This window comes from Kitasatospora sp. NPDC001119, assembly GCF_053598475.1.
The window spans coordinates 345,069-365,666 of sequence record NZ_JBSFKI010000002.1; the positions used below are offsets into that span (position 1 = coordinate 345,069).

The window sequence follows — 20,598 nt, forward strand, 5'->3', positions numbered from 1 at the left end:
GGGGTCGGGACGTCGAGGGGAGCGCACCGCGCATGACGGGTGGGAAACGGCTGGGCCGGCGGTTCGGCTGGCTGTGGGCGGCGTACGCGGTGAGCGCGTACGGGTCCGGGCTGGGGTTCGGGGCGCTGCCGCTGATCGCCGTGCTGGTGCTGCGCGCCGGACCGGCCGAGGTGTCCGCGCTGTCCGCCGTGGGGCCGGCGGTGGGCGCGCTGATCGCGGTGCCGCTCGCGCCGTGGGTGGAGTTCCGGCGCAAGCGTCCGGTGATGATCGCGATGGACCTGGTCCGGTTCGCGGCCATGGCGTCGATCCCGGTCGCGTACGCCCTGGGAGGGCTGGGCTTCGTCCAGCTGCTGGTGGTCTCGATCGTGGTCGCCGCGGCCAGGATCGCGTTCGGCGCGGCCAGCGGCGCCTACCTCAAGGCCCTCGTCCGGCCGGACGATCTGCTGGTGGCCAACGCGCGGTTCGAGTCCACGAACTGGAGCTCCATCGCGATCGGTCCGCCGCTGGGCGGGGCGGCGGTCGGCCGGTTCGGGCCGGTCACCACCGTGGTGGCCGACGCGCTCAGCTACCTGCTCTCCGCGCTGAGCATCACCGCGATCCGCGGCCGGGAGGAGGCGCCGCGGCGGACCGGCGGGAACCCGGTGCGGGCGGGCGCGGTGCTCGACGGCTGGCGGCACATCCTGGGCGACCCCGGTCTGCGGGCGCTCTACCTCAACAACATGCTCGTCTCCGGCCTGATCATGGCCACCGAGCCGGTGCTCGCCGTCCTCCTGCTCCGCCAACTCCACTTCGCCCCATGGCAGTACGGCCTGGCCTTCGCCGCCCCCTGCCTCGGCGGGCTGATCGGCTCCCGGCTGGCCCGGCGGGTCGTCGCACGCCACGGCCGGGACCGGGTGTTCCGGACCGTCGGCACCCTGCGCGCCGTCTGGCTGATCGGCCTGGCCTTCGTCCGCCCCGGCGTGGTCGGCCTGGTGACCGTGATGGCCGTCGAGCTGGCGATCATCGTCAACATGAGCCTGTTCAACCCGGTGCTCGCCACCTACCGGCTCGAACGCACGCCCAAGCACCTGGTCGCCCGCACGCTGTCGGCCTGGTCGATCGGCCAGCAGGCGTCCATCGCCGTCTGCACCGCGCTCGGCGGGCTGCTCGCGGCCGCCACCGGACCGCGCACCGCCCTCGCGGTCGCGGGACTGCTCATCCTCGCCACGCCGCTCCTGCTGCCCCGGGCCGGCGCGTCGGCGGCCGTACCGCCGGTGGCCGCACCGCTGTGAGCGGGTACGGCCGTGAGCGGTACGGCCACCGGCGGCGGGGGTGGGATCAGCGGCGGGCGGCGAGGTCCTCCAGGGTGGGGACCAGGGCGGCCGGGGTGGGCAGGGCGGCGTTGTCGGCCTGGAGGCGGTGGGCGGCGTCGCGCAGCGCGGCGTCGGTGAGGACACGGGTGAGCAGCGGGGTGTCGACGGCCTCGGAGGTGGAGCTCAGGGCGGCACCGGTGGCGGTGATGGCGTCGGCGTTGAGGAAGTGGTCCGCGCCCTGGGGGAGCAGCAGCTGGGGCAGGCCGGCCTGGAGGGCGGTCAGCATGGTGCCCGAACCGCCGTGGTGGATCAGCGCGTCGGCGCGGCCGAGCAGCTCGTTGAGCGGGACCCAGGGCAGGCCGCGGACGTTGGCGGGCAGGGTGCCGAGCGGGGCGAGGTCGGCGTTGCCGACCGCGAGCAGGAAGTCGGCGTCGACCTCGGCCGCCGCCTCGACCAGGCGGACCACCGCGCGGACGCCGTCGATCTCGGCGAGCACGGTGCCCAGGGTGACGACCGCTCGCGGGCGCTCGGGCTTGCGGAGGAACTCGCCCGGGACGATGCCGCCGCCGTTGTACGGGACGTAGCGCATCGGCAGGCCGTCCGGGTCGCCGCCGAGCGGGCCGAGGTTGAGCACCGCGGTGACGCCCGGAGCGGTCAGGCCGCGCTCCTCGTACAGGTCGGAGACGTGCGAGGCCACCAGGTCGGCCATCGGGCGGCCGGGGCTGGCACCGAAGTTCTGCACCACCGACGGGATCTTGAGCTGGGCGGCGACCAGCGGGCCGGCGGCGGCGAAGGAGTCGTGGACGATCAGGTCGGCGCCCCAGTCGGTGGCGACCGCGAGCAGGCCGTCCACGTCGGGGCGGGAGGCGTGCGCGAACATCGCGGCCGCCATGTCGAGGATCTCTTCCTGGGTCTTGTCCCGGTTGACGTACTGGACCTTGCCGCCGAGAGCCTCCTCGATGATCTCCCGCAGGCCCCGGCCGTCGCCGACCTGGGCGACGGGGAAGCCCGCGGAGCGGATCAGCTCGACGGGCTGCCCGGTGGCGAACAGGACCTCGTGCCCGACGGCGCGCAGCGCCTGGGCGGTGGGCACCATCGGGTAGAGGTGACCGGCCGCGGCGGGGCCGGTGAAGAGTATGCGCATGGTGGACTCCTTGCGAATGTTGCTGACAAGGCAGTCTCACCTTTGAAGTTGACGTTCAGTCAATTCGATAAGGATCACCATGCGCGGTAATCGGCCTTTCTGGAGCAGGGCTTGCCTCTCGGGCAACGGTGTGCTCCACGCGCCGGTCGCCCGGGCCGTGCGCGCCCGCCGGACGGGCCGCTCGCGCGCCGCCGTTCGCTCCCTCCCTGCGGTCGGCGGTCGGCGGTCGGCGGTCGGCGCTCGGCGGGCGGTCACGCGGCGACGAGGAAGTCCCGGACGGCGCCGGTGAACGCCCCGGTCTGCTCGGCGAGCACGATGTGGCCGGTGTCGAACTCGGCGTAGGCGCTGCCGGGCAGGGCGGCGTGCAGCCGGCGGGCGTTCTCCACCGGGACGGTGGCGTCCTGGCTGCAGCCGATCACCAGGGCGGGGGCCTGGACGCGCGGGAGCAGCGGGCCGAGGTCCAGGCCGAGGTTGAGGGCGATGTGCCGCAGGGTGCCCGGGGTCGGCCGCATGTAGGCGGTGTTGGCCTGGACGGCGGCGCGCCCGATCCGGTCGAGGAAGCCGGGGCTGAAGGCGGTGAGGGTGGCGTAGCCGCCGAACGCGGCGGGGTGGTCGGCGAGGGAGAGCCAGGTGGCCATGGAGAGCCGCAGGTACTCGTCCTGTTCCGCGCTGATCCAGCCTGCGGCGGCGACCAGGCGGCGGACCCGCCCGGGGTGCAGGGCGGCGGTCGCGGTGGCGACGACGGCGCCGAGGGAGAAGCCGAGGACGTCGGCGGGGCCGCGGCCGGCGTCCTCGATCACGGCGGCGACCTGGGCGGCCAGGGCCTCCAGGGCGAGCGGGCCGCCGTCGTCCTCGGCGGCCGCGCTGCCGGAGAGGTCGGGCAGCAGTACGGTCCAGCGGTCGGTGAAGGAGTCCAGCAGGCCGTCCCACATGGCGGAGCCGGGGCCGGTGCCGTGCACCAGGACGAGGGTGTCGGGGCCGTCGCCGACGACGCGGTAGGGGATGCGGGCGGTGCCGACGGTGATGACGGGCATGGCGGGTCCTCTCGATGACTGGGTCGGACGGCGGGTCAGAAGGCCTGCCGGGTGCGGCCGGTGGGCCGGTCCGGCCCGGCCGGTCGGCCCGGGAAGTAAACTACACAGTGCAGATCAGTGATTCAACTGCACCGTGCAGTGCATTTTGAAGGTGTGGGAACGGTGAGGGACGGAACCGGGAGGGGAACTGCCCGTACCCGCCCGCCGTCCAAGCAGTGACGGAATGCCGGCCCGGGTTGAACACCGGGGGAGTACGGAGGGCCCTGTGCAGTCAGGTGGTGCCGAACTGAACGTCGGATGCCCGGGTGGCGGCGGCCCCGGCCGCCCCGGCGGTGCGCGGGTCGCGCCGGTCCGGCGGTCGGAGTCCGAGCCGGGGGCGGAGTCGGGGCCGGAGTCGGGGCCGGAGGTGACGATCGACCAACTCGACGCCACCGAACGCTGCGAGACGCTGCTCCAGGACACCCTGGACGCCGTCCGTCCGGCGCCGGTCTGGCAGGGGGCGCCCGCGCGGGCGGGGGCGCGGCTGCCGCTGCCGGGGCGCGAGTCGGAGCTGCTCTGGTACGTCACCCGGGGCCGGGACCTCCTCACCGTCGTCTCGCTGTCCCGACGGGCGGCGCTGGCGGACGTGGTGGAGCGGCACTGGCGGCGGCGCGGCTGGACCATCACCTCGCTGAACGCCGGCCGGGACCGCCCCGGCGTCGCCGCGGCCACGCCGGACGGCTACCGGTTGGAGCTGCGCTTCGGCGAGTCGGGCGAGGCCGGGCTGACGGCGAGCTCGCCCGGAGTGGCCCGCTCGGAGCGGGGCCCGGTGCTGTCCGGGAGCGTCGACCGCTGTGCGCCGCCGCTGCCGTACGTCCGCTGCCCGTACTGGAGCGCGCTGGTCTAGCCGGGGGCACTGGTCCAGCCGGGAGCGCTGGTCCGGCCGAGGGCGCTGGTCCAACCAGGGGCGCTGGGGACCGGGGGAGGCGTGGAGCGAGTCCCCCCGGACTCGCTCCACGCCGCCTCGTCGCGCGGCTTCGGCGTTGCCGCTCCCCCCGACACCCCGGCAAACCCGCCGTTCCCCCCTGGCCACACCCCCCTCCGGCGAGAGCGGTCCGCACAGGCCCGGCGAGCCCCCACCTCCGGGGACGTCGTTGATCTCAAACTAACAAACCGCGTGGTTGGTTTGTCAATAGCGGAATCCACAAAACATCCACATCGTGACGGAGTGCTCCGCGGTGGTCGGAAAGGCCCGGGACCAGCGGTTTGTCGTCCCACCGGGGTGTCCGCCGCCCGAGCCGCCCGACGTCGGGCGCGGACGCGTAGTGCTGGACGCCGCCGTGGAATCCGACATTCCGAGCATCGTGGCAGCACGCTGTGACACCGGACGGGCGCCCAGCGCAGCCGGAGAAGCGGCCGGGGAAGCAGCCAGGGAAGCGGCCGGGGGAGGACGGAGCGGGCGGGCTCAGCGCAGCAGCCGGCGTTCCTTCGCCACCGCCACCGCGCCCGACCGGGTGTCCACGCCCAACTTGTCGTAGATCCGGCCGAGGTGGGTCTTCACCGTGGCCTCGCTGATGAACAGCGCCCGGGCGATCTCCCGGTTGCCCAGCCCCTGCGCCAGCTGTCCGAGGATGTCCAGCTCGCGCTCGGTGAGCTGCGGCGAGGGCGCCCGCATCTGCGCCATCACCCGGGAGGCGACCGGCGGCGAGAGCACCGTGCGGCCCTGCGCGGCCGCGTGCACGGCGGCGAACAGCTCCTCGGGCCGCTCGGCCTTCAGCAGGTAGCCGGTGGCGCCGGCGGCGATCGCCCGGGTGATGTCGGCGTCGGTGTCGTAGGTGGTGAGCACCAGGACGTGCGGCCCGTCCGGGGTGGCGGTGATCCGCCGGGTGGCCTCCACCCCGTCGATGCCGTCGCCGAGTTGGAGGTCCATCAGGACGACCTGCGGGGCCAGCCGGGCGGCCAGCGCGACGGCCTCCTCCCCGGTGCTGGCCTCGCCGACCACCTCGATGTCGCCGGCGCTCGCGAGCAGCGCCAGCAGTCCGGCCCGCACCACGGCGTGGTCGTCGCAGACCAGCAGCCGGACGGGAGCGGTCCGGACGGGAGTGGTCCGGCCGGGAGTCGTGCTCATCGGTGCTCCAGGGTCATCGCTCGTCCGGGCTCATCTGTGCTTCGGGGGACCGGTGTTCCGGGCTCATCGGTCGTCCAGGGGGATCGCGGCGGAGACGACGGTGCCCTCGCCGGGCGCGCTCTCCACGGTCAGCCTGCCACCCAGCTGCCGCAGCCGGGCCCGCATCGCCGGCAGGCCGTACCCACGGCCGCCCCCGTCCCCGGCGCCGTTCCCACCCCCGGCACCGGCCGCGCCCGGGTCGAAGCCCTGCCCGTCGTCGGCGATGTCCAGCACGGCCTGGTCGCCGAGGAAGGACAGCGTGATCGCGGCCGTCGACGCCCCGGCGTGCTCGCGGACGTTGGCCAGCGCGCCCTGGGCGATCCGCAGCAGCGCGGCCTGCGCGGCGGCGGGCAGCGGCACGGGCGCGCCGTCCAGGTGGAAGCGGACCGGCAGCCCGCTCTCGGCGGACTCCCGCTCGGCCAGCGCCCGCAGCGCCCGGTCGAGGGTGCGGCCGTCGGACAGCTCCGCCGGGGCGAGGTCGTGGACGAAGCGGCGGGCCTCGGCCAGGTTCCGGGCGGCCACCGAGGCGGCGGTGCGGACGTGGGTGCGGGCGGTCGCCGGGTGGGTGTCCCAGGTGCGCTCGGCGGCCTGGAGCAGCATCTGCTGACTGGACAGGCCCTGCGCCAGGGTGTCGTGGATCTCCATCGCCAGCCGCTCGCGTTCGGCCAGGGTGCCCTCCCGCCGTTCGGTGGCGGCGAGTTCGCGCCGGGTGCGGACCAGGTCGGCGATCAGCGCGCGCTGCCGGGCGGCCTGCCGGGCCATGAAGAGGAAGACGCCGGTGGCGAGTCCGGCCACCGCGGCCGGCAGCAGGACGAGGGTGGCGTCGGCGCCGCCGGGCAGCCGGACCTCGGCGGTCACCACCAGCAGGGTCAGCGCGCCGACCAGCGGGATGGCCGCCTTCGCGGGCAGCACCCGCAGCCCGGTGTAGATCAGCGGCACGGCGCACCAGGCGAAGCTCGGCGCGAGCAGCACCAGCACCACCCAGAGCGCCACCACCAGGGCCAGCGCCCAGCGGCGGTGCCGGTCCGGGGCGGTCGGACGGCGGTGGGCGAGCCAGGACCCGGCCGGCTGGGCGACCGCGAGGGCCGCGCTCAGCCCGATCACCCAGGGCGCCTGCGCGGTGCCGGAGTGGTGGGTGAGGTAGCGGCTGAGCGCGGCGGCGAGCAGCAGCAGGAAGGCGGAGTCCAGCAGCAGTGCGAGCCGGCCCGCGTCCGGATCGCCGGCGTCGTGGCCGAGGGCGCCGCCGGCGCCGGTGCGGTCCGCGGCGGGGCGGCCGGCGGTCGGGCGGGGCTGCTGCACGGGTGGCTCCTGGCTGAACGGGTGGTGCGTGCGCGGTCGGCGCCTGCCCGTACCGGCCGTACCGGTCCGTACGGGCCCGTCCCGATCCGCACCGACCCGCACCGATCCCTCGATGGTGACCCGTCCGGCCCGGGGCCGCATCAGCCGATCGGTTGACGCCGCCGTCCCCCATCATGCCCGGACGCCCGCGCCGGACCGCCGATGCGGCGGCCCCTTCCCCGGCCGGAGGATCGAAGCACGCCGCCGGGCGATCCCCCCAACGGCCCGGCGGCCCCGAACTCCCCCACTCCGCCCCACCTCACCCGACCCCACCCCGCAGATCCGCTGAGGAGCTGGACCATGAAGAAGACCTCCGTCCGCACCCGGGTGCTGACCGGCACCGTCGCCGCCGCCGCGCTCGCCGCCGCCACCGTGGGCGCCGTCTCGGCCAGCGCCGAGTCCACCGACACCCCGGCCGTCCCGGCCGCGGCGAAGGCCGACACCCAGAACAAGAACCTGGCCCCGAGCAGCGGCCTGACCATCGACGCCGCCACCCGCGCCGCCCAGGCCGCCCTGGACGCGGCCACCAAGGCCGGCCAGCACGTGTCGGTCGCGGTCGTCGACCGCGACGGCGTCACCCGGGTGCTGCTGAAGGGCGACGGCGCCGGCCCGCAGGCCCCGGTCTCGGCCGAGCGCAAGGCCTTCACCGCGGTGTCCTGGAACGCCCCGACCTCGGAGCTGGCCAAGCGCCTGGCCCAGGCCCCGAACCTGAAGGACATCCCGGGCACCCTGTTCCTGGCCGGCGGCGCCCCGATCCAGTCGAAGGGCGCCCCGATCGCGGCCGTCGGCGTCGCGGGCGCGCCCAGCGGCGACCTGGACGAGCAGTTCGCGCAGGCGGGCGTCGCCGAGCTGGCGAAGTGACCGGGGGCCCGGCGGGCCCGCCCCGCGCCAGGGGCCGGGCCCGCCGGGCCGGGGTCTCGTTCGGGTGAACGCCGGAAGGGTAGCCGCAGAACACGGGATGACCCTTCGAAAAGCCGGTGCCGCTGTCAGTGGCGCGTGGCAGGCTTCCCGGTATGACGGCGTGGACCCTCAACGACATCGAACGCGCGATCCGCTCCTCCTGGGGCGTCGACACCTGTGCGCCCGAGGATCTGGCCCACTGGCGTCCCGACAATCCCGCCCGTGGTCAGTGTGGGGTGACGGCGATGGTGGTGCACGACCTGCTCGGCGGCGAGCTCATGATGGGCGAGGTGTACGTCGACGGGGTGCGGACGGACCTCCACTGGTGGAACCGTTTCGCCACCGGCTTCGAGATCGACCTCACCCGCGAGCAGTTCGGGCCGGACGAGCTGGTCGGCCGGGGCCGCCCGGTCGCCCGCCCGGCCCGCCCCGGCCGGCTCCAGGCCCAGTACGAGCTGCTGCGCACCCGGGTGGTCGCCGAGCTGGAGCGCGGCGCGGCCGCCGACCGCACCCGGCTGCCGTCCCGGGCCCGCGCCTGCGCCTGAGGACCGGCCCGGCTCCGGGTGTGCTTCCGTGCCGACCGGCAGGTAGCGCAGCTCTTCTGACGTACAGTCGGCCGCATACGAGCGGTGCGGCGGCGACGGGAGTGCGCGGATGACCGGGCGGACGATCGGCTTCGTGGGGCTGGGTGCGATGGGGCGCGGCATGGCCGGCAGCCTGTTGCGGGCCGGCCACACCGTACGGGTCTGGAACCGCTCGCCCGAGCCGGTGGCCGCCATGGTGGCCGAGGGCGCGGAGGCGGCCGGCTCGCTCGCCGAGGTGTTCGCCGCCGACACGGTGGTCTCCATGCTCGCCAACGACACGGCGGTCGAGCGGCTGCTGCTCGACCCCGCGCTGCTGGCCGGCGCCGGGGCGACCCTGCACGTCAACATGGCCACCGTCTCGCTCGCCCTCGCCGAGCGGGCCGAGGCGCTGCACGCCGAGCACGGCGTCGGCTACGTCGCCGCCCCCGTCCTCGGCCGGCCGCCGGTCGCGGCGGCGGGGCGGCTGAACATCCTGGTCGCGGGCGCGCCCGAGCTGCTGGAGCGGGCCGAGCCGCTGTTCGCCGCGATGGGCGAGCGCACCTGGCACTTCGGCGAGAGCCCCCGGCAGGCCAACACCGTCAAGATCAGCACCAACTTCCTGATCGCCTGCGCGATCGAGTCGATGGCCGAGGCGTGCAGCCTGGCCGAGGCGCACGGGATCCGGCCGACCGACCTGGTCGACCTGCTCACCGGCACGATCTTCCCCGGACCGATCCACACCGGCTACGGCGCGATGGTGGCCGAACGCCGGTACGAGCCGGCCGGGTTCCGGCTGCCGCTCGGCCTCAAGGACGTCGGCCTCGCGCTGGACGCGGGGGCCGCGCGCAACGTGCCGCTGCCGATCGGCAGCGTCCTGCGGGACGCCTTCCTGGACGCGCTGGCCCACGGCGACGGGGACAAGGACTGGGCGGCGGTCGCCGAGGTCGCCCGCCGCCGGGCCGGGCTGCCCGACTGACCTCCGCCCGCCGGCCCCCGGGCCGGGCTGCCGGACCGGACCCGCGCCCGCCAATCCCCGGCTGCCGCCCGGCGGTTGGCATGGGCGCGGAATAAACCGGCGTCCGACGGCTGCTCACTCCTGCGTCCGCACCGTACGTACCACGGAGGAGTCCTGATGGGTGATCAGCCGCCCGGCGCCGAGACGCCGCGCCGTTTCCTGTTCCTCGACGCCAGCGCGCGCCCCGACGGCAACTCGGCCCGGCTCGCCCGGCTGGCCGCCGAGTCGAGCCTGCCGGCAGGCGCCGAGCAGCGGTGGCTGCGGCTGGACGAGCACCCGCTGCCGCCCTTCCGGGACCTGCGGCACACCGGCGACGGCACGTACCCCGAGCCGGCCGGCCACGAGCGGACGCTGCTGGACGCCACCCTGGCGGCCACCGACCTGGTCTTCGTCGCGCCGCTGTACTGGTACGCGCTGCCGACCAGCGCCAAGCTCTACCTCGACTACTGGTCGGCCTGGTTCCGGGTGCCCGGCGTGGAGTTCCGCGAGGGGATGCGCGGCGGCACCATCTGGGGCGTGACCGCCCTCGCCACCGAGGACGACGACAACGCCGAGCCGCTGATTGGCACCCTCCGGCTGACCGCCGACTACATGGGGATGCGCTGGGGCGGGGTGCTGCTGGGCCACGGCACCCGCCCGGGCGAGGCGCTGGCGGACGAGCGCGCGGTGATCGCGGCCAAGTCCTTCTTCGCGGGCTGATCCTCCGGGCCGGCCCGGAGGATCAGATCCCGCACGGCCGACCCCCCTCACGGACCGACCCCCGGCGGGCCGGGTGCCGCGCGCACGCGCCGCCCGCCGCCGGGGGTCGTGCGGTACCGTCCTCCGGGCGTGTACCCGTCATCCGGCCGCCGTCCCAGCCGAGCGCAAAAGGCGTACGGACGGCCAGAGTTGGACGAATCGGGCAGCCCTCTCCCGGGCCCGGACCGCAGTGTGCCACCCGCCTTCCGGACCGGTCCCGTCGTTCGGTACTCTCCGTCGCACTTTCAGCTTTCGCGGGGGGTCCGCGGCGTTCTTCGGCCGCCCCCTCGCGCCCGGGCCTCGCCCGGACACTTCCGTGAGGTCTCCCTTGTCCATACGTCGCAGTCTTGCCCTTGCCGGGGCCGCCGCGCTCGCGTCCTCGCTCGTCCTGGCCGGCGCCCAGGGCGCCATGGCCGTCGGTGCCACCGGCACCCCGTCCGCCGTCGCCTCGCAGGCCGACAAGGCGTCGCGCGCGAGCCTCGACCTCTCGCTGAACGGCGTGCCCGGCACCTTCATCGCCGGCGGCGACGCCCGCGAGTTCACCTTCAAGATCGACAACCGGACGAAGCACGACTTCGTCTTCATCCCGCTGCTCAAGTTCAAGAACAAGGCGGGCTCGCTCCAGGCGAAGGACCTCAAGGTCCAGTACCGGCTCCCCGGCGGTGAGTGGCAGACCGCCGTGGTCGCCCCCGACCAGAGCGGCGAGAAGAACAGCTCCGTCCTGATGATGCTCGGCACCCTCGACTCGGCCGGCAACCCGGTCGCCGACGACCTGCTCGGGGTGAACCGCGGCAAGAACGTCCCGATCAAGGTCCGGGCGTCCTTCAACGACGGCTCCCCGCTCGGCCGGGCCGGCGTCGTCCCGGTCGTCTTCGCCGCCCAGCTCGACGACTCCACCCACCAGCCGGTCGACAACGGCCACCTCAGCTGCGACGGCGGCGTGGGCTTCACCATCAAGGCGCCGGGCGGCAAGCCGACCCCGACGCACACCGGCAAGCCCAGCCCGACGCCGACCCAGTCCCAGACGGGCAAGCCCAGCCCGACCGCGAGCGGCTCGCCGTCGGCCACCGCGACCGTCACGCCGACCGAGAAGCCGACCGAGACGCCCACCGGCAAGCCGACCGACACCCCGACCGAGAAGCCCACCGAGAAGCCGACCGAGAAGCCGACCACTCCGGCCACCGGTGAGCCCTCCGGCTCGGCCACCGCCCCGGCCCCGGTCGAGAGCAGCGGCGACACCTCGGGCCCGATCGACTTCCCGGTGGAGCCCCCGGTCATCACCCCGCCGCCGCTGACCCCGGCCGCCGTCGACAAGGCCAAGGCCGCCGCGGACGGCAGCGACAAGGCCCTGGCCCAGACCGGTGGCGGTAGCAACACCACCGCCATCGCGGCCACCGGCGGCGCCGTCCTGGTGGCCGGTGTCGGCACCCTCGTGGTGCTGCGCCGTCGCAAGTCCGCCCAGCAGGGCTGAGGCGAAGCGCGCTGACGCGAGCACGCCGACCCGAGGCGCGCCGACCCGAAGCGCACTGATCCGGAACACCCCCGTGCCGCCCGCACCGTCCCCTCGGACGGATCCGCGGGCGGCACGGGCCGTTCCGGGGGCCGACCCGGGCCGTCCCGCGGGCGGTCCGGACGGTTCTCCTCCGTCACATAGGATGTCCGGCCGGAGGGGGGCGGAACGGCGGGGAGAGGACAGGTGCGGGTAGCACGCACGGCACGGACCACCACCGACTACGAGGCGACGACCGGGCGGATAGCCGGGCTGCCGCTCCGGAGGCACCACGTCCTGCTGACCGCCTGGACGGTGCTCTGGTTCCTCCTGGTCGAGCCCAGCGGCGGCTTCTCCTGGCACTACCTGCGCCAGGGCGAGCAGTTGCTCTTCAGCGGCCAGCCCGACGGCGGCCTGTCGCTCTACGCCCACCACCCGGAGCTCCAGATCGGCCCGGTCAGCCTGGCCGCGGCCCGGCTCACCGCCCCGTTCGCACCGCACACCGGCGAGCTGATCGCCGAGGCGGTGAGCGCCGGGCTGGGCCTGGTGATGCTGGTCGTGGTCGGCCGCACCGCGGCCCTGTACTACCTCGGCACCGGGACCAACCACCGGCGGCTGCAGCAGCGGCTGCTGATCGCCGGGCTGGCGTTCATCCCGATGTGGGTCGAGGTCTCGGTCCGCTTCGCGCACCTGGACGACGTCCTCGCGCTGTTCTTCACCACCCTCGCCGCGCACGCCCTGGCCCGCGGCAAGCCCGTTCAGGTCGCGGTCTTCCTGGCGCTGGCGGTGGACTCCAAGCCCTGGGCGATCGCCTTCGCCCCGCTGATCCTGGCGCTGCCCCGGCCCGCCTGGCTGCGCACCGCGCTCTGGTTCTGCGCCCTGGTGGCGATCGCCTGGCTGCCGTTCTACCTGGGCAACCTGGACACCATGGCGGCCGCCAAGTTCACCATCCCGAACCAGCCCGCCTCCGCGCTGCGCTGGTTCGGGGTCACCGACCCGGCCACCCCCTGGTGGGACCGGCCGACCCAGTTCGCGCTCGGCATCGGGCTCGGCTGCGTCGCCGTCTGGCGCGGCCGCTGGCCGGCCGTGGTGCTGCTGGGTGCGGACGCCCGCATCCTGCTCGACCCGAGCGTCTACACGTACTACACGGCCTCGATCCTGCTCGGCACCCTGCTCTGGGACGCCGTCGGGCAGAAGCGGCTCGTCCCGTGGTGGAGCTGGATCGCGCTGGCCGCGCTGTACGGCGGCACGCTGTTGCTCCCGTCCGACGCGGCCCGCGGCTTCGTCCGGCTCGCCTTCGTGGTGGTCTCCGCCGGGTACGTGCTGTTCTGGCCCACCCAGCGGTCCCGGCGGCAGCGGCCCGGCGCACCGGGCGACGGCGGCAGCGGCGGCACCGGCCGCCGGGGCGGTCGGGGCGGCCGGCGGCGCGAGCGGGCGCTGGCCGGCGCCGGGGTCTGACGGCACGGGCCCGTCCCCGTCCACGGCTTGACCCTCACGCGACGTGAGAGCCGAGGGTGGTGGTCAGCACCAGGGAGGAACCCGATGACCAGTGAGGGCTACTCGGTCGGCGCCGTGGCGAAGATCGCCAAGGTGACCGTCCGCACCCTGCACCACTACGACGAGATCGGCCTGCTGTCCCCGGCCGGCCGGACCCGGTCCGGCTACCGCCGGTACGTGGACGCCGACCTCGACCGGCTGCAGCAGGTCCTCTTCTACCGGGAGCTCGGGTTCCCCCTGGACGAGATCGCGGCGATCCTGGACGACGACTCGGTCAGCCCGACCGAGCACCTCCGGCGGCAGCACCGGTTGCTCACCGACCGGATCGGTCACCTCCAGGAGCTCGCCTCAGCCGTCGAACACGCCATGGAGGCACGGAGAATGGGCATTCAGCTGACCCCGGAGGAGAAGTTCGAGATCTTCGGCGAGGGCTACCAGGAGGACTGGGAGCAGGAGGCCGAGCAGCGCTGGGGCGACACCGCGGCCTGGGCCGAGTCGCAGCGCCGCACCGGCGGCTACTCCAAGGCCGACTGGCAGCGCATCCAGGCCGAGATGACCGCGCTCAACGAGCGCCTGGCCGGGGCGGTCACCGCCGGCGAGCCCGCCGACGGCACGGTGGCCACCGGCCTCGCGGAGGAGCACCGGCAGCACATCCGCCAGAACTTCTACGACTGCACGTACACCATCCACCGCGGCCTGGCCTGCCTGTACGTCTCGGACCCGCGCTGGACCGACACCTACGAGAAGATCGCGCCGGGCCTGGCCCAGTGGCTGCACGACGCCATCGTCGCCAACGCGGACCGGCGCGAGGGGAAGTCCGCGGAGAAGGCCGGGGAGAGGACCGCGGAGAAGGCCGAGGAGAAGCGCGCGGAGGAGCGCGAGGGGCAGTAGACCGCGCGCTCAGGCCACCCCGCGCCCGAAGGAGCGCCGGTAGGCGGTCGGCGAGGTGCGCATCACCCGGCCGAAGTGGTGGCGGAAGGTCGCGGCGCTCTCGAAGCCGACCGCCGCGGCGATCTCCTCCACCGTCCCCTCCGGCGACTCCAGCAGCGCCAGACTGGTCGCGATGCGCTGGGTGACGACCCAGCGCATCGGGCTGGTCCCGGTGCGGGCGGTGAAGTGCCGCAGGTACGAGCGGTCCGACATCCGGGCGGCGCGGGCCAGCTGCGAGATGGTCAGCGGGGACGACAGGTGGTCCAGCGCCCACCGCATGCTGAGGGCGATCCCGTCGTCCTCCTCCTCGACCGGGCGGACCGCCGCCTCGACGAACTGGGCCTGCCCGCCGTCCCGGTGCGGCGCCACCACGAAGCGGCGGGCCACCGCGTTGGCCACCTTGGCGCCGTGGTCCCGGCGGACCAGGTGCAGGCAGAGGTCGATGCCGGCCGCGCTGCCCGCGCTGGTCAGCACATCGCCGTTGTCCACGTACAGCACGTCGGGGTTGACCCGCACCGCCGGGTACCGCTGCTGGAGCAGCTCGGCGTACCGCCAGTGGGTGGTCGCCTCCCGGCCGTCCAGCAGTCCGGCGGCGGCCGGTGCGAAGGCGCCCGAGCAGATCGACACGATCCGGGCGCCGCGCCCGTGTGCGGTGCGCAGCGCCTCGACCAGGTCGGGGGAGACGCCGCCGAACGGGTTCGGCACCCCGGGGACCACCACCGTGTCGGCCGCGGCCAGCTCGTCCAGCCCGTGCCGGGCGGTCAGCGCGAAGCCGCCCACCGCCTCCAGCGGCGTCCCGGGCCGGTCGGCGCAGACCTTCAGCCCGTACCAGGGCGCCGCCAGCAGCCCGGTCAGCTCGGGCCGCGCCAGTCCGAACACCTCGACCACCACGCCGAGTTCGAACGGTGCCATGCCCGGGAAGGCGTACACCGCGACGTCGTGCACGGGCTCCGGGCGCCGGCCGATGGCGACGGGCACCGGCCGCGGGGCGGCACCGGTCCGGTCCTCGGCGTGCTGCTCGGCCATGCGAACCCCCTGCTCACGGGTGGCGGAATGCCGGTGAGTGTAGCCGTCCCGACCCCTTCGGAATTTTCTTCGAACCCACCTGCAACCTTCACCCCCGTCACACGTCCTTTGGTACGGGGGCGGAGGGAACCCGGCAGAGGGCGGCTGGGATGATCCCCCCGATCACGATCTTGATCAGGTGACCTGACGGAACGGCGGCCGCCGTCACCGTCCCGGGGGAAAGCGGAAACGCGCATGTCCATGGCCATCGGGCCGACCGCCGCGCAGGCAGGGGGGCGGGGCTTCTCCATCCGTGGAGTCGTCGCCGCGCTGTTCGGCGCGCAGGAGGCCGGCGAGCCGCTCGCCGGCGCCGCCACCGAGCAGGAGGCGAAGCAGCGCCGCTCCGGTTTCCGGCTGCTGCGCGGCGGTCGCAAGCCCGCCGAGGACCGGCCCACCCTGACCGACCTGTACCACGCCCACCGGCTCGGCCTGGTCCGGATGGCGGTCATGCTGGTCGACCACCAGGACCTGGCCGAGGACGTCGTCCAGGACGCCTTCACCCAGCTCTACCAGCGCTACGGCGAGGAGCTGGACGACCTCGACAACGCGCTCGGCTACCTGCGCACCTCGGTGGTCAACGGCGCCCGCTCGATGCTGCGCCGCCGCAAGACCGCCCGCGAGTACGTGCCGCCGCACGTGGCCGACGCCCCGTCCGCCGAGGACCACGCGGTGCTCAACGACGAGCACCGCCGGGTGCTGGTGGCCCTGCAGGAGTTGACTCCCCGCCAGCGTGAGGTGCTGGTGCTGCGCTACTGGTCCGACCTGTCGGAGGCGCAGATAGCCGAGACCCTGGGACTGTCCCGGGGTGCCGTGAAGTCCACCGCCAGCCGCGCTCTGGACGCCTTGGAAAAGCACCTGGAGAAGGTTCGATGACCGACAAGCTCCCCCGCCGCACCGGCGGCGACGGCGACGGGCCGGCCGAGACACCGACGGAACGGCTGCTCCGCGAGGCGATGACGGCCCGGGCCTCCCTCGTCACGGCCGCCAGCCTGCGCCCGGCCGCTCCCCCGAAGAACCGGATCCGCCGGCTGCGCCCGGTGTACGCCGTCACCGTGCCGCTCGGCCTGGCCGCCGCCATGGCGCTCGGCGTGCTCACCTTCCACGGCGAGCCGGTCGCCCAGGACGAGGTCCCGCCCCCGGCCGCCACCCTGACCACCTCGCCGAGCCCGACGCCCGAGCCGACCGGCGACCCCAGCCCGACGGCCGCCCCCACCGATTCGGGCACGCCCACCAGCGAGGCCGAGACGGAGGTCCCGCTCGCCGACGGCGTCCCGACCACCGCGACCTCCGCCCCCGGCACCGCGAGCGGCCCGGCGAGCTCGTCCAGCCTGCGGGGCGTCAAGTTCAAGGTCCCGGCGGGCTGGAAGGCCGTGCCGGTCTCGGCCGACCGGGTCTGCGTCCTGAGTCCGGGCGCGCCGACGGAGCCGCAGCAGGGCTGGGCGCCGGCCAGGTGCGAGCCGTACGGCGTCCTGGTCGTGGCCTACAACTCCCCGGACGAACTCGAGGGCGGCGCCTGGCCGACGACGGACGACCTGGTCGCCGACAGCGGCTGGGGCCACCAGCCGAACTGCCCGATCTGGGGCCGGCCCTACTTCCCGGACAACGGCTACTCCTCGGTCGGCGCACCCGTGCGGACCAAGCCCACCGTGGCCGGCAAGACGATCGACAAGACCCAGTGGAACGTCACCTGCAAGCCCGGGGACACCTTCACCGCCCAGCTGTGGGGGATGGGCCTGGACCAGGTCTTCGTGGTGGCGAACGGGCTCAAGAGCGACTACCAGCCGGGCCTGACGGCGATCGTCAACAGCCTGGACGTGAGCGGCCACAAGTCACCGTCCCTGACCGCGTCCGACAAGGGCGCGAAGGACATCGCGATCACGGTCGACGGCGGCCTCGGCGCCGGGCAGAAGGTGTCCACCAACGGCACCCCGGTGACCTTCACGGTGACGTACCGGAACACCGGCCAGAAGACCTACGACAAGCTCCAGCCGCTGGTCTACACGAAGGAGTACGCCGGGACGCCGCCGAGCGAGATGGTCACGATGAACAAGGGCAAGCTGGAGCGCCAGGACGGCGGCGTCTGGAAGGAGATCCCGCTCGCGATCGGCGGCGGCATGGACTACGCCATGGTGGGCCAGCAGGCCCAGTTCTCGCTCGCGCCGGGAGAGTCCAGGACGGTGACGTACCGGATGGCCCTCGACAAGCTGGACGGGCCCGGCACGATGCCGGTGTCCGTCCAGGCGGTGCTGCCGTACGACGGTTCCGCGCCGCTGACCTCCGTGAAGGAGCTGATCGTCCCGGTGACGGTCGTGAAGTAGCCGTTCCGCACTGGCAGTTGAGGCGCCGTGACCGGGTTTCCCCCGGTCGCGGCGCCTTTCGGCGTTCCGGGGAGGGGCCGGGAAAAATTCTTCGAACCGGCCTGCAACCCCCCGGCGGGATGGACGTCTATCAGGGTGAGAGGCAGGGAGAGCGAGCCGGCGGAGCCGGGGGGCTCGGGCCGGTTCCTCGGGGCGCGACCGTAGGCGCCCGCTCATTCGATCACCACCATCACCATGTCCTTGGGGGGACTGTCACATGAACGCGTCCGTTATCGCCCGTATTGCGAAGATCGTCCCGCTGGCCGTCGTCACCGCCGTGGGAATCGCGGCCTGCGGCCCGACGAACGGCGAGGCGTCCGTCGCCGCCTCCGCTCCCGCCTCCACCCCGGCCGTCACCTCGTCGGCCACCCCCGGCGCGGGCGCCGTCCCGACCGTCCCCGCCCCGGCCGCGCCGACCACCGAGGCCGCGCCGACCACCCCCGCCCTGACCAACGCCGCCCCGGCCGCCGCTCCGGCCGCGCCCGTGGCCGCCAAGACCGAGGCCAAGACCGCCGCGAAGGCCCCGGCCGCGCCTGCCCCGGCCAAGCCCGCCGGCGGCATCGGGATCACCTTCAACGGCCTGCGCGCGGGCCAGAAGATCCAGGTGGGCGACCAGGTCTCCTTCTCGGTGACCTGGAAGAACAACGACGCCTCGGGCACCCGCGCGGTGGCGCCGGTGGTGGCCACCCAGCAGTTCGAGGGCGCGGAGTGCCGGCGGGTGCTCTCGATGGCGCAGGGCACCCTGGAGCGCAAGGACGCCACCGGCTGGAAGGCCATGCCCGCGCTGAGCCAGGGCGGCGGCATGGACTACGCGGGTACGGGCAACGACGCGGCCTTCGAGCTGGCCGCCGGCGAGAGCCGGACGGTCGAGTACCGGATGGTGCTCGACGCGGGCAACCAGCCGGGCAAGCTGTACGTCGAGGCGGACGCCGTGGTGCCGTCCACCTACAAGGTGCTGACCAAGGGCGTGGTGACCACGTCCGTCGTCGACTCGCACCGCCCGGTGGTGAACTCGGTCTCCAAGCCGACCCCGCTGGTCGTCGGCGGGACCCCGACCGAGTTCTCCTTCAAGGTCTCCTCGCCCGACGGCCCCGGCCTGCTGCGCCCGGCGGTGTACCTGTCCGTGCCCGCGAGCGAGGGCCTGACCGGGGAGGACGTCACGATCGAGGCGAAGGTCGGCGGCGAGTGGAAGTCCTTCGAGGCGACCGAGGACTGCAACGGGCGGATCGGGGTGGCGCCGGCCCAGCTGACCGGCGTGATGACGGGCAACCCGGCCGAGTACACCTTCCGGGTCGGCCTGAAGCGGACCGGTTCCACCAAGCCGGTGGAGATCGAGGTCGGCGGCGCCTCGGACGGCCACTACGGCGCCCCCACCACCCTGCGGCCCGCCGTCCGTCGCTGACACCGGCGGCCCGCACCGGAGCCGAAGGGCCCGGCCTCCCACTGCTCGGGAGGCCGGGCCCTTCACCGTGGCCGCGTCACGGCCGTCGTGCGGAGGCTCAGGCGAGCGAGGCCATCCAGGCCTCGACGTCCTCGGCGCTGCGGGGCAGGCCGGCCGAGAGGTTCTCGTTGCCGTCGGCGGTGACCAGGATGTCGTCCTCGATCCGGACGCCGATGCCGCGGTACTCCTCCGGCACGGTCAGGTCGTCCTGCTGGAAGTACAGGCCGGGCTCGACGGTCAGCACCATGCCGGGGACCAGCAGCGCGTCGACGTGCTCCTCGCGGCGCGAGTGGGCGCAGTCGTGGACGTCCAGGCCGAGCATGTGGCCGGTGCCGTGCAGGGTCCAGCGGCGCTGGAGGCCCAGCTCCAGGACCTTCTCGACGTCGTACACCGAGGCGTCCAGCAGGCCCCAGGCGAGCAGCCGCTCGGCGAGCACGCGCTGCGAGGCCTCGTGGAAGTCGCGGAACCGGGCGCCGGGCTTCACCGCGGCGATGCCAGCCTCCTGGGCGTCGTACACCGCGTCGTAGATCCGGCGCTGGACCTCGGTGAAGCTGCCGTTGATCGGCAGGCTGCGGGTGACGTCCGCGGTGTAGAGGGTGCTGGTCTCCACGCCCGCGTCCAGCAGCAGCAGCTCGCCCGGGCGCACGTCGCCGTCGTTGCGCACCCAGTGCAGGGTGGTGGCGTGCGGGCCGGCCGCGGCGATGGTGCCGTAGCCGACGTCGTTGCCCTCGACCCGGGCGCGGCGCCAGAAGGTGCCCTCGATCCAGCGCTCCGAGGTGGCGACGGCCTGGCCCAGCTCGCGGACCACGTCGGTGAAGCCCTTGACGGTGGCGTCGCAGGCGGCGCGCAGCTCGCCGATCTCCCACGCGTCCTTGACCAGCCGCAGGCCGCTCAGGAACTCCTTGAGCCCGGCGTCCTTGTCGGCGTCCAGGGCGTCGGCGAGCGCGGCCTCCAGGCCGGCGTCGTAGCCGCGGACGATGCGGGTCGGCACGGCCGAGTCGGCGGCCTTCGCGGCCAGCTCCTCGGCGGCCTTGCGCACGTCGCGGGCGGGCAGCCCGAGCAGCTGCTCCTGCTCGGCCAGGCTGTGCCGGCGGCCGACCCACAGCTCGCCGTAGCCGTCCAGCCAGAACTCGCCGTTCTCGCGGTTCGAGCGGGGCAGCAGGTAGAGCACGAAGTCGTGGCCGGTCGCGCCGGTCGGCTCGCCGACCAGCACCGCGTCCTCGGTCTGGTCGCCGGTGAGGTGGACGTACTCGCTGGCGGCGCGGAACGCGTAGTCGGTGTCGTTGGAGCGGACCCGCAGGTTGCCGGCCGGGACGACCAGGCGCTCGCCCGGGTAGGCGGCGGACAGCGCGGCGCGGCGCTCGGCCGCGTACGGGGCCTGGGCGACGGGGGCGAGGCCGTGCAGCTCGGTGTCGGCCCAGCCGGACTTCATCGAGGCGGCCAGCTCGTCGGAGATGTCGCCGTAGAGACCGTTCTTGCGGCCCTTGTGCTGCTCAGGCTCCTCGCCGCCCTCGGCCTCGGGGTTCTCGGCCACCGCGGGGGTACGGTCCTCGGTCACGTGCAACGCCTCCTTGGGGGGTGGTACCGCCGCCCCTGGGGGAGGTGTCGGATCGCGACACGCGCGGGCGGCCGTGCGTCCGTCCATGGTA

18 protein-coding genes are annotated in these 20,598 nt (G+C 74.4%); 12 read left to right on the forward strand and 6 right to left on the reverse strand.

Going from position 1 to position 20,598, the window contains the following annotated elements; genetic code table 11:
* Positions 1–32: 32 nt before the first annotated feature.
* Complete coding sequence (locus ACWDD9_RS03925) at positions 33–1,271, forward strand: MFS transporter (protein WP_380775757.1); 1,239 nt, start codon at positions 33–35, stop codon at positions 1,269–1,271.
* Positions 1,272–1,317: 46 nt separating this feature from the next.
* Here ACWDD9_RS03925 and ACWDD9_RS03930 read toward each other — a convergent pair whose 3' ends face one another.
* Together ACWDD9_RS03930 and ACWDD9_RS03935 are read right to left on the reverse strand one after the other, a co-directional pair.
* Positions 1,318–2,436 (reverse strand): nucleotide disphospho-sugar-binding domain-containing protein, encoded by a 1,119-nt coding sequence (locus tag ACWDD9_RS03930; protein ID WP_449810710.1) that lies wholly within the window; start codon positions 2,434–2,436, stop codon positions 1,318–1,320.
* A 251-nt stretch (positions 2,437–2,687) separates the two neighbouring features.
* Positions 2,688–3,470: an alpha/beta fold hydrolase gene (locus ACWDD9_RS03935; RefSeq protein WP_449810711.1), complete on the reverse strand. Its 783-nt coding sequence runs from the start codon at positions 3,468–3,470 to the stop codon at positions 2,688–2,690.
* Between the two features lie 406 nt (positions 3,471–3,876).
* Here ACWDD9_RS03935 and ACWDD9_RS03940 point away from each other — a divergent pair, with 406 nt between their 5' ends.
* The gene (locus ACWDD9_RS03940) at positions 3,877–4,356 is read left to right on the forward strand and encodes a hypothetical protein (protein ID WP_074001845.1); all 480 of its coding nucleotides are present in this window, start codon (positions 3,877–3,879) and stop codon (positions 4,354–4,356) included.
* Positions 4,357–4,914: 558 nt separating this feature from the next.
* Here ACWDD9_RS03940 and ACWDD9_RS03945 read toward each other — a convergent pair.
* Positions 4,915–5,577 (reverse strand): response regulator, encoded by a 663-nt coding sequence (locus ACWDD9_RS03945; protein WP_049651636.1) that lies wholly within the window; start codon positions 5,575–5,577, stop codon positions 4,915–4,917.
* Between the two features lie 63 nt (positions 5,578–5,640).
* Positions 5,641–6,915, reverse strand: a complete 1,275-nt coding sequence (locus ACWDD9_RS03950) for a sensor histidine kinase (RefSeq protein WP_449810712.1) — start codon at positions 6,913–6,915, stop codon at positions 5,641–5,643.
* A 339-nt stretch (positions 6,916–7,254) separates the two neighbouring features.
* On the opposite strand from ACWDD9_RS03950, the gene ACWDD9_RS03955 reads away from it, so the two are divergent.
* The 7 genes from ACWDD9_RS03955 (at position 7,255) to ACWDD9_RS03985 (ending at position 14,047) form a co-directional block, all read left to right on the forward strand.
* Complete coding sequence (locus ACWDD9_RS03955; RefSeq protein WP_049651637.1) at positions 7,255–7,815, forward strand: GlcG/HbpS family heme-binding protein; 561 nt, start codon at positions 7,255–7,257, stop codon at positions 7,813–7,815.
* A 152-nt stretch (positions 7,816–7,967) separates the two neighbouring features.
* On the forward strand, positions 7,968–8,399 hold the full coding sequence (locus ACWDD9_RS03960) for a YunG family protein (protein ID WP_049651638.1): 432 nt from the start codon (positions 7,968–7,970) through the stop codon (positions 8,397–8,399).
* A 109-nt stretch (positions 8,400–8,508) separates the two neighbouring features.
* Entirely contained in the window at positions 8,509–9,393 is an 885-nt protein-coding gene (locus tag ACWDD9_RS03965; protein ID WP_449810713.1) for an NAD(P)-dependent oxidoreductase, read from the forward strand.
* 156 nt (positions 9,394–9,549) lie between these two features.
* Positions 9,550–10,131, forward strand: coding sequence for an NAD(P)H-dependent oxidoreductase (locus ACWDD9_RS03970; protein ID WP_449810714.1), 582 nt, complete (start codon positions 9,550–9,552; stop codon positions 10,129–10,131).
* A gap of 367 nt (positions 10,132–10,498) precedes the next feature.
* Positions 10,499–11,641 (forward strand): LPXTG cell wall anchor domain-containing protein, encoded by a 1,143-nt coding sequence (locus ACWDD9_RS03975; RefSeq protein WP_449810715.1) that lies wholly within the window; start codon positions 10,499–10,501, stop codon positions 11,639–11,641.
* A 225-nt stretch (positions 11,642–11,866) separates the two neighbouring features.
* Positions 11,867–13,117 carry a hypothetical protein gene (locus tag ACWDD9_RS03980; RefSeq protein WP_375875080.1) on the forward strand — a complete coding sequence of 417 codons (1,251 nt, stop codon included), beginning with the start codon at positions 11,867–11,869 and terminating at the stop codon, positions 13,115–13,117.
* An 84-nt stretch (positions 13,118–13,201) separates the two neighbouring features.
* The gene (locus tag ACWDD9_RS03985) at positions 13,202–14,047 is read left to right on the forward strand and encodes a MerR family transcriptional regulator (protein ID WP_449810716.1); all 846 of its coding nucleotides are present in this window, start codon (positions 13,202–13,204) and stop codon (positions 14,045–14,047) included.
* A gap of 9 nt (positions 14,048–14,056) precedes the next feature.
* Here ACWDD9_RS03985 and ACWDD9_RS03990 read toward each other — a convergent pair whose 3' ends face one another.
* Positions 14,057–15,112, reverse strand: coding sequence for a helix-turn-helix domain-containing protein (locus ACWDD9_RS03990; RefSeq protein ID WP_449810717.1), 1,056 nt, complete (start codon positions 15,110–15,112; stop codon positions 14,057–14,059).
* A gap of 234 nt (positions 15,113–15,346) precedes the next feature.
* Here ACWDD9_RS03990 and ACWDD9_RS03995 point away from each other — a divergent pair, with 234 nt between their 5' ends.
* The 3 genes from ACWDD9_RS03995 to ACWDD9_RS04005 all read left to right on the forward strand — a co-directional run bounded on the left by ACWDD9_RS03995 (position 15,347) and on the right by ACWDD9_RS04005 (position 18,910).
* Positions 15,347–16,024 carry an RNA polymerase sigma factor gene (locus tag ACWDD9_RS03995; RefSeq protein ID WP_241852808.1) on the forward strand — a complete coding sequence of 226 codons (678 nt, stop codon included), beginning with the start codon at positions 15,347–15,349 and terminating at the stop codon, positions 16,022–16,024.
* Positions 16,021–17,469: a hypothetical protein gene (locus ACWDD9_RS04000; protein WP_449810718.1), complete on the forward strand. Its 1,449-nt coding sequence runs from the start codon at positions 16,021–16,023 to the stop codon at positions 17,467–17,469. Before ACWDD9_RS03995 ends, ACWDD9_RS04000 begins: the two co-directional genes overlap by 4 nt.
* A gap of 256 nt (positions 17,470–17,725) precedes the next feature.
* Complete coding sequence (locus ACWDD9_RS04005) at positions 17,726–18,910, forward strand: hypothetical protein (RefSeq protein ID WP_449810719.1); 1,185 nt, start codon at positions 17,726–17,728, stop codon at positions 18,908–18,910.
* Between the two features lie 97 nt (positions 18,911–19,007).
* Here ACWDD9_RS04005 and ACWDD9_RS04010 read toward each other — a convergent pair whose 3' ends face one another.
* On the reverse strand, positions 19,008–20,507 hold the full coding sequence (locus ACWDD9_RS04010; protein ID WP_074001837.1) for an aminopeptidase P family protein: 1,500 nt from the start codon (positions 20,505–20,507) through the stop codon (positions 19,008–19,010).
* Positions 20,508–20,598 lie beyond the last annotated feature (91 nt).